This window comes from Pauljensenia sp. 20925_1_34, assembly GCF_041432775.1.
Lineage (GTDB): Bacteria > Actinomycetota > Actinomycetes > Actinomycetales > Actinomycetaceae > Pauljensenia.
Genome location: NZ_JAPWAG010000007.1, coordinates 80,311 through 95,849 on the forward strand (window position 1 = coordinate 80,311; position 15,539 = coordinate 95,849).

At 66.1% G+C, this 15,539-nt stretch carries 15 protein-coding genes; 14 read left to right on the forward strand and 1 reads right to left on the reverse strand.

The window, feature by feature from the left end; translation table 11 throughout:
- Positions 1–4 precede the first annotated feature (4 nt).
- The 14 genes from atpF (at position 5) to O3669_RS04580 (ending at position 13,173) form a co-directional block, all read left to right on the forward strand.
- A complete protein-coding gene (gene atpF, locus O3669_RS04515; RefSeq protein WP_295967882.1) occupies positions 5–565 on the forward strand; it encodes a F0F1 ATP synthase subunit B in 561 nt (186 codons plus the stop codon).
- Positions 562–1,380, forward strand: coding sequence for a F0F1 ATP synthase subunit delta (locus O3669_RS04520; protein WP_371523820.1), 819 nt, complete (start codon positions 562–564; stop codon positions 1,378–1,380). Before atpF ends, O3669_RS04520 begins: the two co-directional genes overlap by 4 nt.
- A 48-nt stretch (positions 1,381–1,428) precedes the next feature.
- Positions 1,429–3,066: a F0F1 ATP synthase subunit alpha gene (gene atpA, locus O3669_RS04525; protein WP_295917978.1), complete on the forward strand. Its 1,638-nt coding sequence runs from the start codon at positions 1,429–1,431 to the stop codon at positions 3,064–3,066.
- 3 nt (positions 3,067–3,069) lie between these two features.
- Positions 3,070–3,999 (forward strand): F0F1 ATP synthase subunit gamma, encoded by a 930-nt coding sequence (locus tag O3669_RS04530; protein WP_314768417.1) that lies wholly within the window; start codon positions 3,070–3,072, stop codon positions 3,997–3,999.
- Positions 4,000–4,024: 25 nt separating this feature from the next.
- On the forward strand, positions 4,025–5,473 hold the full coding sequence (atpD, locus tag O3669_RS04535; RefSeq protein WP_315283652.1) for a F0F1 ATP synthase subunit beta: 1,449 nt from the start codon (positions 4,025–4,027) through the stop codon (positions 5,471–5,473).
- A complete protein-coding gene (locus tag O3669_RS04540; protein WP_295917982.1) occupies positions 5,473–5,745 on the forward strand; it encodes a F0F1 ATP synthase subunit epsilon in 273 nt (90 codons plus the stop codon). The genes atpD and O3669_RS04540 overlap by 1 nt, the downstream gene beginning before the upstream one ends.
- Before the next feature lie 23 nt (positions 5,746–5,768).
- Positions 5,769–6,176 (forward strand): DUF2550 family protein, encoded by a 408-nt coding sequence (locus tag O3669_RS04545; RefSeq protein ID WP_295917984.1) that lies wholly within the window; start codon positions 5,769–5,771, stop codon positions 6,174–6,176.
- Positions 6,177–6,198: 22 nt separating this feature from the next.
- Positions 6,199–6,891: an endonuclease NucS gene (gene nucS / locus O3669_RS04550; protein WP_371523821.1), complete on the forward strand. Its 693-nt coding sequence runs from the start codon at positions 6,199–6,201 to the stop codon at positions 6,889–6,891.
- The gene (locus O3669_RS04555; RefSeq protein WP_371523822.1) at positions 6,891–7,997 is read left to right on the forward strand and encodes a DNA glycosylase AlkZ-like family protein; all 1,107 of its coding nucleotides are present in this window, start codon (positions 6,891–6,893) and stop codon (positions 7,995–7,997) included. The genes nucS and O3669_RS04555 overlap by 1 nt, the downstream gene beginning before the upstream one ends.
- 27 nt (positions 7,998–8,024) lie before the next feature.
- Positions 8,025–9,215, forward strand: a complete 1,191-nt coding sequence (locus O3669_RS04560) for an N-acetylglucosamine-6-phosphate deacetylase (RefSeq protein ID WP_371523823.1) — start codon at positions 8,025–8,027, stop codon at positions 9,213–9,215.
- A 50-nt stretch (positions 9,216–9,265) separates the two neighbouring features.
- A complete protein-coding gene (locus O3669_RS04565; protein ID WP_295918033.1) occupies positions 9,266–9,508 on the forward strand; it encodes a hypothetical protein in 243 nt (80 codons plus the stop codon).
- A gap of 150 nt (positions 9,509–9,658) precedes the next feature.
- Positions 9,659–11,173 (forward strand): hypothetical protein, encoded by a 1,515-nt coding sequence (locus O3669_RS04570; protein WP_371523842.1) that lies wholly within the window; start codon positions 9,659–9,661, stop codon positions 11,171–11,173.
- Positions 11,173–12,168, forward strand: coding sequence for a hypothetical protein (locus O3669_RS04575; protein WP_371523825.1), 996 nt, complete (start codon positions 11,173–11,175; stop codon positions 12,166–12,168). Before O3669_RS04570 ends, O3669_RS04575 begins: the two co-directional genes overlap by 1 nt.
- A 99-nt stretch (positions 12,169–12,267) precedes the next feature.
- A complete protein-coding gene (locus O3669_RS04580) occupies positions 12,268–13,173 on the forward strand; it encodes a tetratricopeptide repeat protein (RefSeq protein WP_295969349.1) in 906 nt (301 codons plus the stop codon).
- 91 nt (positions 13,174–13,264) lie between these two features.
- Here O3669_RS04580 and glgB read toward each other — a convergent pair whose 3' ends face one another.
- Positions 13,265–15,460: a 1,4-alpha-glucan branching protein GlgB gene (glgB, locus tag O3669_RS04585; protein ID WP_371523826.1), complete on the reverse strand. Its 2,196-nt coding sequence runs from the start codon at positions 15,458–15,460 to the stop codon at positions 13,265–13,267.
- Between the last annotated feature and the right edge of the window lie 79 nt (positions 15,461–15,539).

Here is a 15,539-nt window from a genome sequence, read left to right on the forward strand (position 1 = left end):
CGCCATGCACCAGATTGTCGCCGCTGCGGACCAGGAGGTCGGCGGCCTCGCCGTCATCCTGCCGCCGCTGTATGAGATTTTCTGGTCGGCTCTGGTTCTGCTTATCGTCCTGCTCCTCGTCGGACGCTACGCTCTTCCTCGCATCTACAAGACGATGGACGAGCGAGCCGCCGCGATTGAGGAGGGCCTCGGCGCTGCCGAGCAAGCGAAGGCCGACCAGGCCGCCGCTGCACGTGAGCGCGAAGAGATCATCCGCCAGGCACACGCCGAGGCGCACACGATTCGTGAGCGCGCCAACGACGAGGCGAAGGCTATCGTGGCCGCCGCCCGCCAGGAGGCCACCGGCGAAGCGAACCGCATCCTGGAAGGTGCGCAGCGTCAGATACTCGCCGAGAAGCAGGCTGCGGAAATCTCCCTGCGTTCCGAGGTTGGCCTGCTTGCCTCCGAGCTGGCTGAGAAGATCATCGGTGAGCAGCTCACCGACACGGCTCTGACCTCCCGCGTCGTCGACCGTTTCCTCGATGAGCTCGAGGCCGACAGCGCGCTGGTCGAGGAGAAGCGATGACACAGATGCGCACGATCGAGTCAGTCCCCTTCGCGACCGACCTGGCCGCGGCCCTTGCCGCGCCGGGCACCGACGCCATGCGGGTCGCCGAGGACTTCTTCGGCCTCGCCGACCTGTTTAAGGAGGATACTCGTCTCGCTCGCGCGCTGACTGACCCGGCGCGCTCCGTCGAGGATAAGCAGGGACTCGTTTCGAGTGCCTTCGGTGCGCACGTTACGCCGGCGACGCGCAGCGTCGTCAACCTCGTCGTTGCCGATCACTGGCGTCGCCCCACTGACGTCGATGACGCACTCGAAGTGCTGGGCATCCTCAGCGTCTTGAATGCCGCAGGTGCGAAGGGGGCGCTCGACCAGGTCCGTGAGGAACTGTTCCAGGTCCGTTACTTCCTGGACCATAACCGAGAGGTGCGCGTGCGCCTCTCCGACATCTCCACAGGCGACTCGCATGAGCGAGGTGACCTGGCCACGTCCCTGTTCAGCAAGCACGTGAGCGTGTGGACCATGCGTCTGGTGCGTCGCGCCGTCGGACGGTCGAACCACGGACGACTCCTGCACAACATCCGCAGGTACGCCCAGTGGGCAGCCACCATGCAGGATCGCCTCTTCGTCACGGTCGCTACGGCCTCGCCGATGACCGAGGCTCAGGTTGACCGTCTGCGAGCCATTCTCGAAAAGCGCTACGGCGTCACCGTTGACCTGGCAATCTCGGTGGATCCCACGCTTATCGGAGGCTTCCGCCTGCGCGCGGGCCTGACCGCCATTGACGCGTCGCTGGCCACCAGGATCAGCGCCGCCCGGGACGCCATCGCTAGCTAGCGCCCCTCGTCCATCATTTACTTCACTTTTTCTTAGTTAGGAATCCTCATGGCTGACCTCAGCATCTCCCCGGAGGAAATCCGCGGAGCATTGGACTCCTTCATGGAGTCCTACCGTCCGGCGGACGTGGCCACCGAAGAGGTGGGTCACGTCATCGAAACGGCCGATGGTATTGCCCACGTCGAGGGCCTGCCTGGCACCATGGCAAACGAGCTGCTGCGTTTCGAGGACGGGACGCTGGGCCTGGCCATGAACCTCGACCGGCGTGAAATCGGTGCCGTCGTCCTCGGCGACTTTGGCGGCATCGAAGAAGGACAGCTCGTGCACCGCACGGGCGAGGTCCTCTCCGTCCCGGTTGGCGATGGCTACCTGGGCCGTACGGTTGACCCGCTCGGCCGCCCGATTGACGGCCTCGGCGATATCACGGACCTGGATGGGCGCCGCGCGCTCGAGCTCCAGGCCCCCGGCGTTATGATGCGTAAGAGCGTCCACGAGCCTCTGGCAACCGGCCTGAAGGCCATCGACTCGATGATTCCCGTTGGCCGCGGCCAGCGTCAGCTCATCATTGGCGACCGCAAGACCGGTAAGACCGCCATCGCCCTGGACACGATCCTGAACCAGCGAGAGAACTGGAAGAGCGGCGACCCCAACAAGCAGGTGCGCTGCATCTACGTCGCCATCGGCCAGAAGGGCTCGACGATTGCCTCCGTGCGCTCGACCCTCGAGGACGCCGGCGCCATGGAATACACGACCATCGTCGCCTCCCCGGCCTCGGACCCCGCCGGCTACAAGTACATGGCCCCCTACACGGGTTCGGCCATCGGCCAGCACTGGATGTACCAGGGCAAGCACGTCCTCATCGTGTTCGATGACCTGTCCAAGCAGGCCGAGGCCTACCGTGCTGTCTCGCTGCTGCTGCGCCGCCCGCCGGGCCGTGAAGCCTACCCCGGCGACGTCTTCTACTTGCACTCCCGCCTGCTGGAGCGCTGCGCGAAGCTCTCGGACGAGCTCGGCGGCGGCTCGATGACCGGCCTGCCGATCATCGAGACCAAGGCGAACGACGTGTCGGCGTACATCCCGACGAACGTCATTTCGATCACCGACGGCCAGATCTTCCTGCAGTCCGACCTGTTCAACTCGAACCAGCGTCCCGCCGTCGACGTGGGCATCTCGGTGTCGCGTGTTGGTGGTGCTGCTCAGCCCAAGGCCATGAAGAAGGTCGCCGGTACGCTCAAGCTGACGCTCGCGCAGTACCGCTCGATGGCTGCCTTCGCGATGTTCGCCTCCGACCTGGATGCCGCGACCCGCCGTCAGCTGACCCGCGGCGAGCGCCTCATGGAGCTCCTCAAGCAGCCCCAGTCCACGCCCTACGCGATGGAAGACCAGGTTGCCTCGATCTGGATGGGCACCAAGGGCTACCTCGATGACATAGAGGTCGAGGACGTCCTGCGCTTCGAGCGCGGCCTGCTTGACCACCTCCACGCGAACTCGACCGTGCTCGACACGATCGCGGCGACCGGCGACCTTTCCTCCGAGACGGAGGAAGCACTGAAGAACGCCGTCGAGGAGTTCCACCACCAGTGGATCAGCGCCGGACGTGGCGCCGCCGGACTTGAGGACGGCGAGGTCGTGGCTGAGCGCACCCGCGAGGAGATCTCGCGCGGTCGCACGAGCGAGAAGGCCTAACCGATGGGCGGACAGCAGAGGATCTACAAGCAGCGCATCGCCTCGACGACGACGCTCGCGAAGGTCTTCCGCGCCATGGAGATGATCGCTGCGTCTCGCATTGGCGCGGCGCGGCGCGCTGCCACCGAGGCAGGGCCTTACGAAAAGGCCCTGACCCAGGCGGTCGCGGCGGTCGCGGTCCACACGGACCTCGACCACCCGCTGACCGAGGAACGCGAAGACACCAAGCGCGTCGCCATCCTGGTCGTGGCATCGGATCGCGGCATGGCCGGAGCCTACTCGGCGACCATCCTGCGCGAATCGGAAAAGCTGATTGCCGACCTTAAGGCGGACGGGTACGAGCCCGTGCTCTACACCTTCGGGCGCAGGGCCGCAGGCTACTTCCGCTTCCGTGGAGTCGCGGTCGAACGCGAGTGGGAGGGCGAGTCGGATTCGCCGACCCCCGAGACCGCTCGGGAAATCGCCCGCGTCCTGCTCGAACGTTTTATGGACCCGGACCCGACGACCGGCGTTGGACAGCTTCACCTCGTCTACACGCGCTTCAAGACCGTCATGAGCCAGGTGCCCGAGGTGCGTCAGATGCTTCCGCTGACGGTCGTGGACGCCCCCGAGTCCGACGAGGAGCGCACCACCGAACGCGGCTTTGCGGACGACCCGGCCTCGGCTCTGCCCGAGTACGAGTTCATCCCCTCGCCCGAGGCCGTTTTGGACACGCTGCTGCCCCTCTACGTCGAGGCACGCATCCATAACGTCCTGCTGCAGTCGGCGGCGTCCGAGCTCGCATCGCGCCAACGCGCCATGCACACGGCGACGGACAACGCTCAGGAACTCATTACGAAGTACACGCGTCTGGCGAACTCGGCCCGCCAGGCGGAAATCACCCAGGAAATTACCGAAATCGTGGGCGGGGCCGACGCTCTGAGCGCGAGCTGAGCCCTTCGAGACACGGAGTAAAACAATGACTGATACACCTGCAATCGCCGAGGGGCGCGTCGCCCGCGTCGTCGGCCCTGTCGTCGATGTCGAGTTTCCCCCGGACCGCATCCCGCCCCTGTACAACGCGTTGACCGTTGACGTGAACCTGGCTGGCCAGGGCGAGGGCGAGTCGTCCTTCACGATGACCCTCGAGGTCGCCCAGCACCTGGGTGACAACCTCGTGCGTACCATCGCCCTCAAGCCCACCGACGGCCTCGTTCGTGGCGCCCCCGTCACCGACACCGGCGCCCCGATCACCGTCCCCGTCGGCGACGTCACCAAGGGCCACGTCTTCAACGTGACCGGCGACGTCCTCAACCTGCCCGAAGGCGAGACCCTTGAGGTCACCGAACGCTGGCCCATCCACCGTCAGCCCCCGGCCTTCGACCAGCTCGAGGCCCGCACCAAGATGTTCGAAACCGGCATCAAGGTCATCGACCTGCTCACCCCCTACGTCCAGGGCGGCAAGATCGGCCTGTTCGGCGGCGCGGGCGTCGGCAAGACCGTCCTCATCCAGGAGATGATCCAGCGCGTGGCTCAGGACCACGGCGGCGTGTCCGTGTTCGCCGGCGTCGGCGAGCGTACCCGTGAGGGTAACGACCTGATCGGCGAAATGGAAGAGGCGGGTGTTTTCGACAAGACTGCCCTCGTCTTCGGCCAGATGGACGAGCCACCGGGCACGCGTCTGCGCATCGCCCTGACCGGCCTGACCATGGCGGAGTACTTCCGCGATGTTCAGCACCAGGACGTGCTGCTCTTCATCGACAACATCTTCCGCTTCACCCAGGCGGGCTCTGAGGTTTCTACGCTGCTGGGCCGCATGCCCTCGGCCGTGGGCTACCAGCCCAACCTGGCTGACGAGATGGGCCAGCTCCAGGAGCGCATCACCTCGGCCGGCGGCCACTCGATTACCTCCCTGCAGGCGATTTACGTTCCCGCCGACGACTACACCGACCCCGCCCCGGCGACGACCTTCGCTCACCTTGACGCGACGACCGAGCTCTCCCGTGAGATCGCGGCCAAGGGTATTTACCCCGCCGTGGATCCGCTGGCCTCGACCTCTCGTATCCTCGACCCGGCCCTGGTTGGCCGCGAGCACTACGATGTCGCCACGCACGTCAAGGCCATCCTGCAGAAGAACAAGGAGCTGCAGGACATCATCGCCATCCTCGGCGTCGACGAGCTGAGCGAAGACGATAAGGTCACCGTCGCACGCGCCCGCCGCATCGAGCAGTTCCTCTCGCAGAACATGTACATGGCCGAGAAGTTTACGGGCGTGCCCGGCTCGACCGTGCCGCTGTCGGAGACCATCGAGGCGTTCAAGCGCATCGCCGAGGGCCACTACGACGATGTTCCCGAGCAGGCCTTCTACAACTGCGGTGGCATCGACGACCTGGAGCGCAACGCTCACGAGCTGGCCAAGGAAGCCTGATGGCATCGGGCAAGTCCTTGCAGATCGAGGTCGTCTCTCACGAGGCGCGCCTGTGGCACGGCGCTGCGCTCGCCGTCCAGATCCCCAGTGTCGACGGCAGCCTGGGCATTCTTCCCGGGCGCCAGCCGCTGCTCGCCCAGCTGGGCGACGGGATTGTGACGGTGACGTGCGCCGACGAGACCGTGTCCTTCGACGTCAGTGGGGGATTTGCCTCAGTTGACTCCGATTTCGTTACGGTTGTTGCCGACCGCGCTACAGTGGCAGCACAGTAGGTAGACGCAGCGAGGAGGACCTCATGAGCCTGATGATGAACGTTCTGATCTGGGTACTGGTTCTCCTCGCGTGCGTCGCGTTGATCCTGTGGGCGTACATGAATGTGCGCGCCCGCAGGATCGCTGCGCGTTTAGGGGCCTTCCGCTGCTGGTCGCGCCCCGATCATCACGCCGGCTGGACGGCTGGCATTGGTGTGTACGGCGTCGAGGAGCTGTCCTGGTATCGGCTCGTTGGCATGTCTCTCAAACCCGTCTATTCGGTGCCTCGGCGCGGGATGGAGGTGTCTGCCCCGATCTCGCGTTCCGACGACGGTTCCATGGTCGAGGTGCGCCTGGCCTACGGTGAGCATCGTTACGAGGTTGCTGTGGAACGCCTGACGTACAACGGGTTGGTGTCGTGGGTGGAGTCGGGTCCTCCTCGCCGCCCGTGAGCGGGATTGGTAAGCTCACGGGGTGCGTATTGTTATTGCTACCTGCACAGTCGATTACTCCGGTCGCCTGAGCGCTCACCTGGACCCCGCTAAGCGCGTCATCATGCTCAAGGGTGACGGCTCTGTTCTCATTCACTCCGAGGGCGGTTCCTACAAGCCGCTGAACTGGATGACTGCGCCCTGTTCGGTCTCCTTCGGCGAGCCTGACGAGGACGAGGAGGGCGTGGAGGCCGTGTGGACCGTCCAGGCCGACAAGACTGACGACAAGCTGATCATCCGCATCCACGACGTGATCGCGGACGTCACGGAAGACCTGGGCGTTGACCCCGGCCTCGTGAAGGACGGCGTGGAGGCTCACTTGCAGGAGCTGTTGGCCGAGCAGGTTCCCCAGATCCTCGGGCAGGGCTGGGAGCTGGTGCGCCGCGAGTACCCCACGCCGGTGGGACCCGTGGACCTGATGGTGCGCGATGCCGAGGGCAACCACGTGGCGATCGAAGTCAAGAGACGCGGCGGAATCGACGGCGTCGAGCAGCTGACTCGTTACCTCTCTCTGTTGGGCCGCGACGCGCTCCTGGGCGACGTGACCGGTATTTTCGCGGCCCAGGAGATCACGAAGCAGGCGCGCACCCTCGCGGAGGATCGCGGGATTCGCTGCGTCGTGCTGGACTACGACGCGATGCGCGGGGTGGATGACCCCGAGTCTCGACTGTTCTGATGGACGCATCGCTGAGGGTGAGCCTGGGGAGAATTATCGCCCAAGGACTCGTACCTGCGACCGCAGCGCGCTCACCACTGGATGCCGTGATGAATCTGGCTGCACTGCAAGGTCAGCAGGCGAGCGCGATCCCGTGGGCGATTGGCGTACGCTGCACGGGAGTGTCGCGTGCTCGCGTCGAGGAGTCGTTCGCGCGAGGTGAGCTGGTTCGTTCCTGGCCGATGCGCGGTACCGTTCACGTCACGAGCGCCCGTGACCACCATTGGCTGCGCCGCTTGCTGCGTCACCGGCGTGCGGCCTGGGAACGCCAGGCGCTTTCTCTGGGCCTCACCGATGCTCTCGTCGAACGTGCGGCGCAGGTTGCGTGTGACCTGCTGGAGACCTCGCCCCTGGGAGTGAGCCGCGTCGAGCTTGTCGAGGCGTGGGGCAGGAATGGGATCGACACGGTGACGGCTTCTTCCTCGCAGGAAGGGCTACGGCGTCGCCACCTCATCATGCGCCTCCATCTGGATGGTGTGCTGACCGCGGGGCCCGTGCGCGCGGGCGAACACCTGATTGTCGACGCGCGCTCACTTCCGGCCGCTCCCGGGGTCGCGAAGGGAGAGCCTGGGCATGAAGAAGCCCTCGCGGTCCTCGCAGCGCGTTACGCCTGGGGGCACGGTCCTATCGACGCGGCCGACCTGGCTCGATGGACCGGGCTGACTCTCACCGAAGCGCGTCGAGCGTTGGCCGGAGCGCGCGTGGCGGGGGAGAGCGTAGGCCTTCCTCTTGCAGAATGTGGAGGCGGTCTGGCTCGCGCAGATCTCGCAGATCTTGTGGAAGACTACCGCGTCGAGGCGGAGGCGATGCACGCTCTTCCTTCATTTGATGAGTTACATGTCGGCTACAAGGACCGATCCTGCCTGACGGACGAGGCCGGGGAGGCGTTGATCTGTCCGGCGAAGAACGGCATGTTCCGTCCGATCGTCGTCGAGGGTGGTCGAGTGGTGGCCGTGAGAGCACCGGGGCGCGAGATTGTGATGGTGAAGGGATACGAGTCGCGGCAACGACCTGCTGCGCGTGCATTTGACGACTGGGAGAAATGGTTGTCTGAGACACAGCAGTGAAGTGTCAGATGTGCCACAATGAAAGTCATGACTGATTCTGTGTTGCGCGGTCGCCTTGTTCTGGAAGACTCCATCATCGAGGATGGAATTATCGAGATCGACGGCTCGACCATTACCCGAGTGTGCCCTGTCTCCGACTACGACGGTGAGGCGCCCGAGGCCAGCGATTCGACCTACCTGCCCGGCCTCGTCGATGTCCACTGCCACGGTGGCGGCGGCGAGTCCTTCCCCAACGCCGAGACCGCCGAGGAAGCCCTCGTTGCGGTCCTCGAGCATCGCCGTCACGGCACGACCTCCCTGGTCGCATCCTGCGTGACCGCCTCCGCCGAGGTGCTGCGCGCCCGCGCCAAGACTCTCGCCGAGCTGGCCGTCGCGGGTGAGATCGCGGGCATCCACTTCGAGGGGCCCTTCGTCTCCCACGAGCGCTGCGGTGCCCAGGACCCCACCTACATCGTCGATCCCGACGCCGACCTGACCCGTACCCTCCTGGAGGACTGCCAGGGATACGCGCTGTCGATGACGCTGGCCCCCGAGAAGCCGGGCGCTTACGGCCCCGGTTCCGTGGCCGAGGCTCTCATCGATGGGGGAGCGCTGCCCTCGTGGGGGCACACGGACTCCAATTCGACGAAGGCACGCGAGGCGCTGTCCTACTCGCGCGAACGTTTTGCCGAGGTGGAGACGAAGCGCGGCCCCCGTGCCACGATTACGCACCTCTTTAACGGCATGCGTCCCCTGCATCACCGAGACACTGGCCCGATCGCCGAATTCCTCTCCGATGCGGCGCGCGGCGGAGCGGTGGCCGAGCTCATCTGCGACTCCATCCACGTCGATCCCACGCTCGTACGTGATGTCTACGAGATGGTGGGCCGTGACCACGTCGTCTTTATTACCGACGCGATGGCGGCGGCCGGCATGGCCGACGGCGCGTACACGCTGGGTCCGCAGGACGTCATCGTCAAGGATGGCGTCGCCCGCCTGGCGCAGGGCAACGCGATTGCAGGCGGCACCGCGCACCTCCTGGACTGCGTCCGCGTGGCCGTGACGAAGGGCGGTATCCCGCTCGTGGACGCGGTCTACATGGCGTCGGTGCAGGGAGCAACCATCCTGGGCGACGACACGGTTGGTTCACTCGCACCCGGTAAGAAAGCCGACATCGTTGAGGTTGATGCCCAGCTGAACGTGCGCCGCGTGTTGCGCCGTGGCACTGTGGTTGCGTGAGAGGTAAACGTAGCAAGAAGCGACCGTGGGGCGAGGCGCGTCCCCTCCAGATGGACCGCCTCGCCTCCGTGCCGCGCACGGAGCGTGGGCCCGATGGTGGGGACTACCAGGTTCGCCGCCTTCCCAGTGCAGCCAAGGAATACACGTGCCCGGCATGCCTGCGGCCCATTCCGAGGGGCACAGCACATGTTGTTGCGTGGCCCGAGGAGGCGCCTTTCGGCCTGCCCCAGGGCGTGGACGCGCGGCGCCACTGGCACTCCGAGTGCTGGCGGCGGGGGCTTCGACCCCTGTGACATCGCATGTGATGTATCACTGCCTTGTCGGCAAATGAGCCTGTCTGGCGGGTTTGCACGTAAAGTGGAGCATGAAGAATGCCCGCAGTTGGGCGTTGGATCTGAGGAGCAACCGTGGAACTCTTGAAGCGATACGTTGCGGCATCGTCGATGGGCGTTGTCGCACTCGTATGCGTCCTTGTTGGGCTGCTCGGCGTGACCGTGCTGCGGCCGCCGACGCAGCAGGCCTCGACGGTGGAATCCGCGACGGACCTGATCATGACGCGTGACAACGTGCTATCGATCGTCAAGGATGACGTCACGGTGACCGCTACGTCGAAGTCGGGTGCCCCGGTCACACTGGTGATCGGCACGTCGCAGGACGCGAAGGGCTGGATTGGCAACGCTGCCTACACCGAGGTGATCGGCGTCGAGGCCGACCGCACCAAGCTGAAGGCGGAATCGCACGCCGCCAATGGAACGGGAATGGTCAATCCCGGCGCGACCTCGCAGGCTGATAACCAGTCTGGCGCGCAGGCAAACGCGCAGAACGCCGTACAGTCGGGCGCGCAGCCCATCGATGATCCGACATCCGCGCAGCTGACGGATCAGCTGGCAAAGTCCCCGATGTGGTTCAAGCAGGAGAGCGGCACGGGCAGCGTGTCTCTCGACCTTGAGAACGTCCCGAGCGGCCGTTCCGCTGTCGCCGCCTCCGCCGGTGGCCCCGGAGACCTAACCCTGACCCTGACGTGGAAGATCGAGCAGGTCAACCTGCTGGCCATCGTCGCATTCCTGGCCGCCGCTTTCTTCGCGCTTCTGGCCTTCGCCCTCTTCCTGACGCGCTGGCAGCTGCTGCGCCTGCGCAAGATTCGCGAGCAGCGCATCGAGGAGCGCCGTAAGGCTGACTCCCTGGACACCTCCACCATCGACGCTTCCGAGGTCGCCGAGCTGGTTGCCGCCGCGCGCGAGTCCGGTACTGGGCCTGCCCCCGCCTCGCCCGAGCCCGTCGCGGACGACGCGGTCGAGGCCGTGGCGCAGGAAGCGGCCACCGAAGAGCCTGAGCCGATCGAGGAGCCTGCGCCCGAGCCCATGTGGGGCGCCGCTGCGTTCGCCTCCTCGACCGAGGATTCCGCGGCCGACAAGCGTGCCGCCGACGAATCCGCCGCCGACGAACCCGTCGCCGAGGAGCCTTCGGTTGAGGACACCGCGATCCGCGAGCCTCTCCCGCCCGCGCCCAGCGAGGCCCCCATCGTGCGCGCATCCATCGTCGGCGTGCCCGCCCCGGACATTTCGGCCCTGTCCGCGCCGGACTACGTCCCGGACCCGATGACCGACACCTTCGAGCGCCGTGGCCGCCACGGCCTCGACAATGGCCCCTTCGACGTGGACCCGCCCGAGCGCGCAACGACGGATACCGGCGTCATCGACCTGAGCGGTATTCGCGGAGGCCGCACCCTGCCGTCGCGTCGCGCCCTGCGCGAGGCACGCAACAACGGTGAGGAAGTCGTGGTCGTTGACGGCCAGGAGTTCAACACCGGCCTGATCCCGATCACCCGCCCGCGCGACGCTGAGGAACAAAAGCCCGCCCCTGCGCCCACGTCCGCTCCTGACGATGACGCGTCGGCGACCGGAGGCTGGACCTCGATCATGTCCGGCTGGCTCAAGGACCGTCAGGGAGGAAAGTGATGAAACGACGGACCCTCGCGGCTGCAACCGCCGCTCTGCTGATGACCTCTGCGCTCGGTGTGAGCGCCTGCTCCAGCGAGATTGTCGCTCAGTCCGGCTCGGCACAAAGCGCCGCCAACCTCGACCTTGAGCGCATCTCCACCGTGCTCGAGAGTGTTGGAACGGTGATGGCCACGGCGGACGCCTCTCTGAACGCCGCCGACCTCGGCGATCAGGTGACGCAGGGCGCGCTGGAGACCCGCACCGCTCAGTACGCGCTGACGACGGCGACCGGTCAGACGCTGCCTGCCCTGGACTTCACGCCGACGTCGCTGGCGATCACGAACTCGGATTCGTGGCCGCGCGCGATCTTCAACATTTCGGACACCTCTTCCACGGCACTGCCAGTGCTCGAGGTCTACGTTCAGGACTCGGCCCGCTCCGACTACAAGCTGACGAACTTCGCCCGCCTGCTCGGCGGTACCCAGCTGACCCTGCCGCCCGTCGGCACCGGCTCTGCGTACGTGACCGGCGACTCTCAGGGCTTCACGGTGACCCCCGATACCGCGCTCGCGCAGTACATCACGATGCTGAACTCCGGCACGCAGGACACCACGCAGTTCGTCTCCGACGACTTCACGAAGCAGACCCTCCAGCAGGTCACCGACCTGAACTCCTCGGTGAGCGCGGCCGGCTCCGTGACCATGGCCGCGACTGCAACCGACTACCCGATTTCGGGTCTGGTTCTGCAGGACGGCTCGGCCCTGGTGGCTGCGAACTTCAAGTACACCTTCACCTACCAGCGCACGGTCGCCGGTTCCACCATGAACCTGGCTGCAAACACCGCCGCGCTGAGCCCCGACGGCACGAAGGTCGAAGGCACTGCGACCGCGGACTACCTCGCGACGATCATCATGCGCATCCCCTCGCAGAAGGCTGGCGGCAACGTGCAGATCGTCGGCGGCGACCGCTCGATCACCAAGGTGGCGCTCGATCCTTCCACGTCGCCGGGCTGATTTTCACCCGTAGCGCACACCTCGTCCCCGTGGCTTAGAGTCGCGGGGACGACGCATATCATCGTTCCTAGCACCAACTGTTTTGACGAAGAGGACACCATGACCACGCCTGACCCCCGCCCCGCATCTGAGGCGACGCCTATGCCCGCAGACTCGCATGGAGCCGTCGATCTGTCGGCACGTTCGAGCGCGCCCACCGCCCCGGAAGCTTCCGCGTCCGCAGCGGGGGAGGGCCTGCACATCCCGCTCATCACCTCCACGGACGAGGAGAACTTCCAGGACGTTATGTCCACCTCGCAGGCCGTGCCGGTCATCATGGTGATGTGGTCGCCGCGTTCGCTGGAGTCCAAGCCCGCGCTGGCCATGCTCGAGGAGATCACGCGCGAACACGCGGGTGCCTTCCAGCTCGTCGAGGTTGATATCGACAAGGCCCCGGCCATCGCCCAAGCGTTCCAGATTCAGACCGTGCCGACGGTCGTCGCGCTCGTCGGCGGTCGCCCGGTGCCGCTCTTCCAGGGCGGCGCTTCCAAGGAGCAGGTGCTCCCCGTCGTCTCCCAGGTGCTCGAGGCCGCCGCCCAGATGGGCATTAACGCGCGCATCGCCGTCGCCGCCGAAGACACCGCGCCGCCGATTCCCCCCGAGCACGAGGCTCCGCTGGCTGCCGAAGAAGAGGGACGCCTGGACGAGGCGATCGCCCTGTGGGAGCGCGTCGTCGAGCTGAACCCGCGCGACGAGGCAGCGAAGTCTCATCTGTCCCGCGTGCGCTTCGCCCAGCGGGCCTACGGGGAGCAGAGCAGCGACGACCCGGCCGCGCGCGCCGACGCCCTCTTTGCGGCCGGAGATGCCGCTGGAGCCTTCGACGTGCTTCTTGAGCTGCTGGCTGCCTCGAGCGACGAGGAAGAACGCGACGCGCTACGCCTGCGTCTCCTGGACCTCTTCAGGGTCGCCGGCTCGACCCCCGAGGTCTCCAAGGCCCGCACGCGCCTGGCTATGCTCCTCATGTGAGCGTGACGTCGCGTCGTCTTGTGCGTCGCGACAAACGACGAGGCCGGAGCAGGAATCCCTGCTCCGGCCTCACCCGTATCAGCCTACGGCGTCAGCGAGCCTGAGAAGCGGGTACCAGCCACACGGCGCCCAGCGGCGGGACGCGCAGCTGCACGGAGACCGGTCGGCCGTTCCACGGGGTGTCCTCGGCGATGATCGGACCGACGTTGACCACGCCCGACCCGCCGAACTCCTCGGCGTCCGTGTTGAGGATCTCGACCCACTCGCCGCCAAAGGGCAGGCCCACGCGGTAGCCCTCGTGCGGGTTGCCAGCGAAGTTCGAGACACACACGACGACCTCGCGGTTGCCATCGGCATCGGCGCCCTTACGCAGGTAGGAGATCAGGTTGTGATCGCCGTCCGAGGCATCGATCCACTCGAAGCCCGTGTAGTCGTCGTCCCACATGGCGGGGGAGGAGGCGTAGATCTTGTTGAGGCGCTCCACCAGGGCCGCGACGCCAGCGTGACCCTCCTGGTCCAGCAGCCACCAGTCGAGGGAGTAGGACTCGTTCCACTCCTGCTCCTGGCCGATCTCCTGGCCCATGAAGAGGAGCTGCTTGCCCGGGTGGCTCCACTGGTAGGCGTACAGGGAACGCAGGCCCGCCAGGCGCTGCCACTTGTCGCCGGGCATCTTGGAGATGATGGAACCCTTGCCGTGAACGACCTCGTCGTGCGACAGCGGCAGCACGTAGTTCTCGGAGAAGGCGTACACGAGCGAGAAGGTGAGCTCGCCGTGGTGCCAGCGGCGGTTGACCGGATCCTCGCTCAGGTAGCGCAGGGTGTCGTTCATCCAGCCCATGTTCCACTTCATGCCGTAGCCGAGGCCGCCGCCCGAGGTCGGTGCGGTCACGCCCGGCCACGCCGTGGATTCCTCGGCGATCATGACGATGCCGGGGTGACGACGGTACGCGGTCGCGTTGGCTTCCTGGATGAAGTCGATGGCTTCCAGGTTCTCGCGGCCACCGTACTGGTTGGGACGCCACTGGCCGTCCTTACGCGAGTAATCCAGGTAGAGCATCGAGGCCACGGCGTCGACGCGCAGGCCGTCAATGTGGAAGTCCTCCAGCCAGTACAGGGCGTTGGCGACCAGGAAGTTGCGCACCTCGCGGCGGCCGAAGTTGAAGACGTAGGTGCCCCAGTCGGGGTGCTCGCCGCGCAGCGGGTCCGGATCCTCGTACAGCGGGGTGCCGTCGAAGCGGGCCAGGGCGAAGTCATCCTTGGGGAAGTGGGCGGGGACCCAGTCCAGGATGACGCCGATGCCCTCGCGGTGGAAGGCGTCCACCAGGTAGCGGAAGTCGTCCGGGGTTCCGTAGCGCGAGGAGGGAGCGTAGTAGGAGGTCACCTGGTAGCCCCACGAGCCGCCGAAGGGATGCTCAGCCAGCGGCATGAACTCCACGTGCGTGAAGCCCATCTGCTTGACGTAGGGGACCAGCTCGTCGGCCAGTTCGCGGTAGCCCAGGCCCTGACGCCAGGAGCCCGCGTGGACCTCGTAGATGGACATGGGGCCGGAGTGGGGGTTGCGGTCCTTGCGGGTAGACATCCACTCGTCGTCGGTCCACTCGTGGAAGTAGTCGGTGACGACCGAGGCCGTAGCCGGGGGGATCTCCGTGGCACGAGCCAGCGGGTCGGCCTTCTCGAACCAGTTGCCGCCGGGACCCTGGATCTCGAACTTGTAGCGCATGCCGACGCCGACGCCGGGGACGAAAATCTCCCAGATGCCGGAGGAGCCCAGCGAACGCATGGAGGTAGCCACGCCATCCCAGAAGTTGAACTCGCCGACGACGCGCACAGCGCGGGCGTTGGGGGCCCACACGGCGAAGGCGGTACCGGTGGTCTCACCCAGTTCGTCGGTGTAGGTCTTCACGTGGGCACCCAGGACGTTCCACAGGTTCTCGTGGCGGCCCTCAGAGATGAGGTAGGTGTCCATCTCGCCCAGGGTGGGCAGGTAGCGGTAGGGGTCGTCGCGCAGGTTCGTGTCCTCGCCGTAGGTCACCGAGACGCGGTAGGCGGGGATCTCCTTGTCGGGCAGCACCGTGACCCAGATACCGCCGCGCTCGTGGGTGGCGGCGTAGGCACCTGAGGGGGTGATGATGTCGACCGCGTCAGCCAGGCGAGCCATGGTGCGGATCGTGACACCGGCGTCGCTCAGGTGGGCACCGAGAACCGAGTGCGGCGAGTAGTAGGAGCCGGAGGCGACGGCGTCGAGAATGTCGTCATTGACCTGGATCGGCGTTGGTTCGCAGCTCATGGATTATCCTTACTCCAGTTGGTGTGAACTGCTCAGTTCACTGTCGTGTTTGTAGTCTATCGTTTTCCCGGAAAAATTG

Bases quoted from the DNA above. Each gene is read 5' to 3' on its own strand.
- O3669_RS04565 (WP_295918033.1), top strand. From the start codon at position 9,266: ATGGACCGCCTCGCCTCCGTGCCGCGCACGGAGCGTGGGCCCGATGGT.
- O3669_RS04555 (WP_371523822.1), top strand. From the start codon at position 6,891: ATGGACGCATCGCTGAGGGTGAGCCTGGGGAGAATTATCGCCCAAGGA.
- O3669_RS04530 (WP_314768417.1), top strand. From the start codon at position 3,070: ATGGGCGGACAGCAGAGGATCTACAAGCAGCGCATCGCCTCGACGACG.
- glgB (WP_371523826.1), bottom strand. From the start codon at position 15,460: ATGAGCTGCGAACCAACGCCGATCCAGGTCAATGACGACATTCTCGAC.
- O3669_RS04570 (WP_371523842.1), top strand. From the start codon at position 9,659: ATGGGCGTTGTCGCACTCGTATGCGTCCTTGTTGGGCTGCTCGGCGTG.
- O3669_RS04580 (WP_295969349.1), top strand. From the start codon at position 12,268: ATGACCACGCCTGACCCCCGCCCCGCATCTGAGGCGACGCCTATGCCC.
- atpA (WP_295917978.1), top strand. From the start codon at position 1,429: ATGGCTGACCTCAGCATCTCCCCGGAGGAAATCCGCGGAGCATTGGAC.
- atpF (WP_295967882.1), top strand. From the start codon at position 5: ATGCACCAGATTGTCGCCGCTGCGGACCAGGAGGTCGGCGGCCTCGCC.
- O3669_RS04575 (WP_371523825.1), top strand. From the start codon at position 11,173: ATGAAACGACGGACCCTCGCGGCTGCAACCGCCGCTCTGCTGATGACC.
- O3669_RS04520 (WP_371523820.1), top strand. From the start codon at position 562: ATGACACAGATGCGCACGATCGAGTCAGTCCCCTTCGCGACCGACCTG.
- atpD (WP_315283652.1), top strand. From the start codon at position 4,025: ATGACTGATACACCTGCAATCGCCGAGGGGCGCGTCGCCCGCGTCGTC.
- O3669_RS04545 (WP_295917984.1), top strand. From the start codon at position 5,769: ATGAGCCTGATGATGAACGTTCTGATCTGGGTACTGGTTCTCCTCGCG.
- O3669_RS04560 (WP_371523823.1), top strand. From the start codon at position 8,025: ATGACTGATTCTGTGTTGCGCGGTCGCCTTGTTCTGGAAGACTCCATC.
- O3669_RS04540 (WP_295917982.1), top strand. From the start codon at position 5,473: ATGGCATCGGGCAAGTCCTTGCAGATCGAGGTCGTCTCTCACGAGGCG.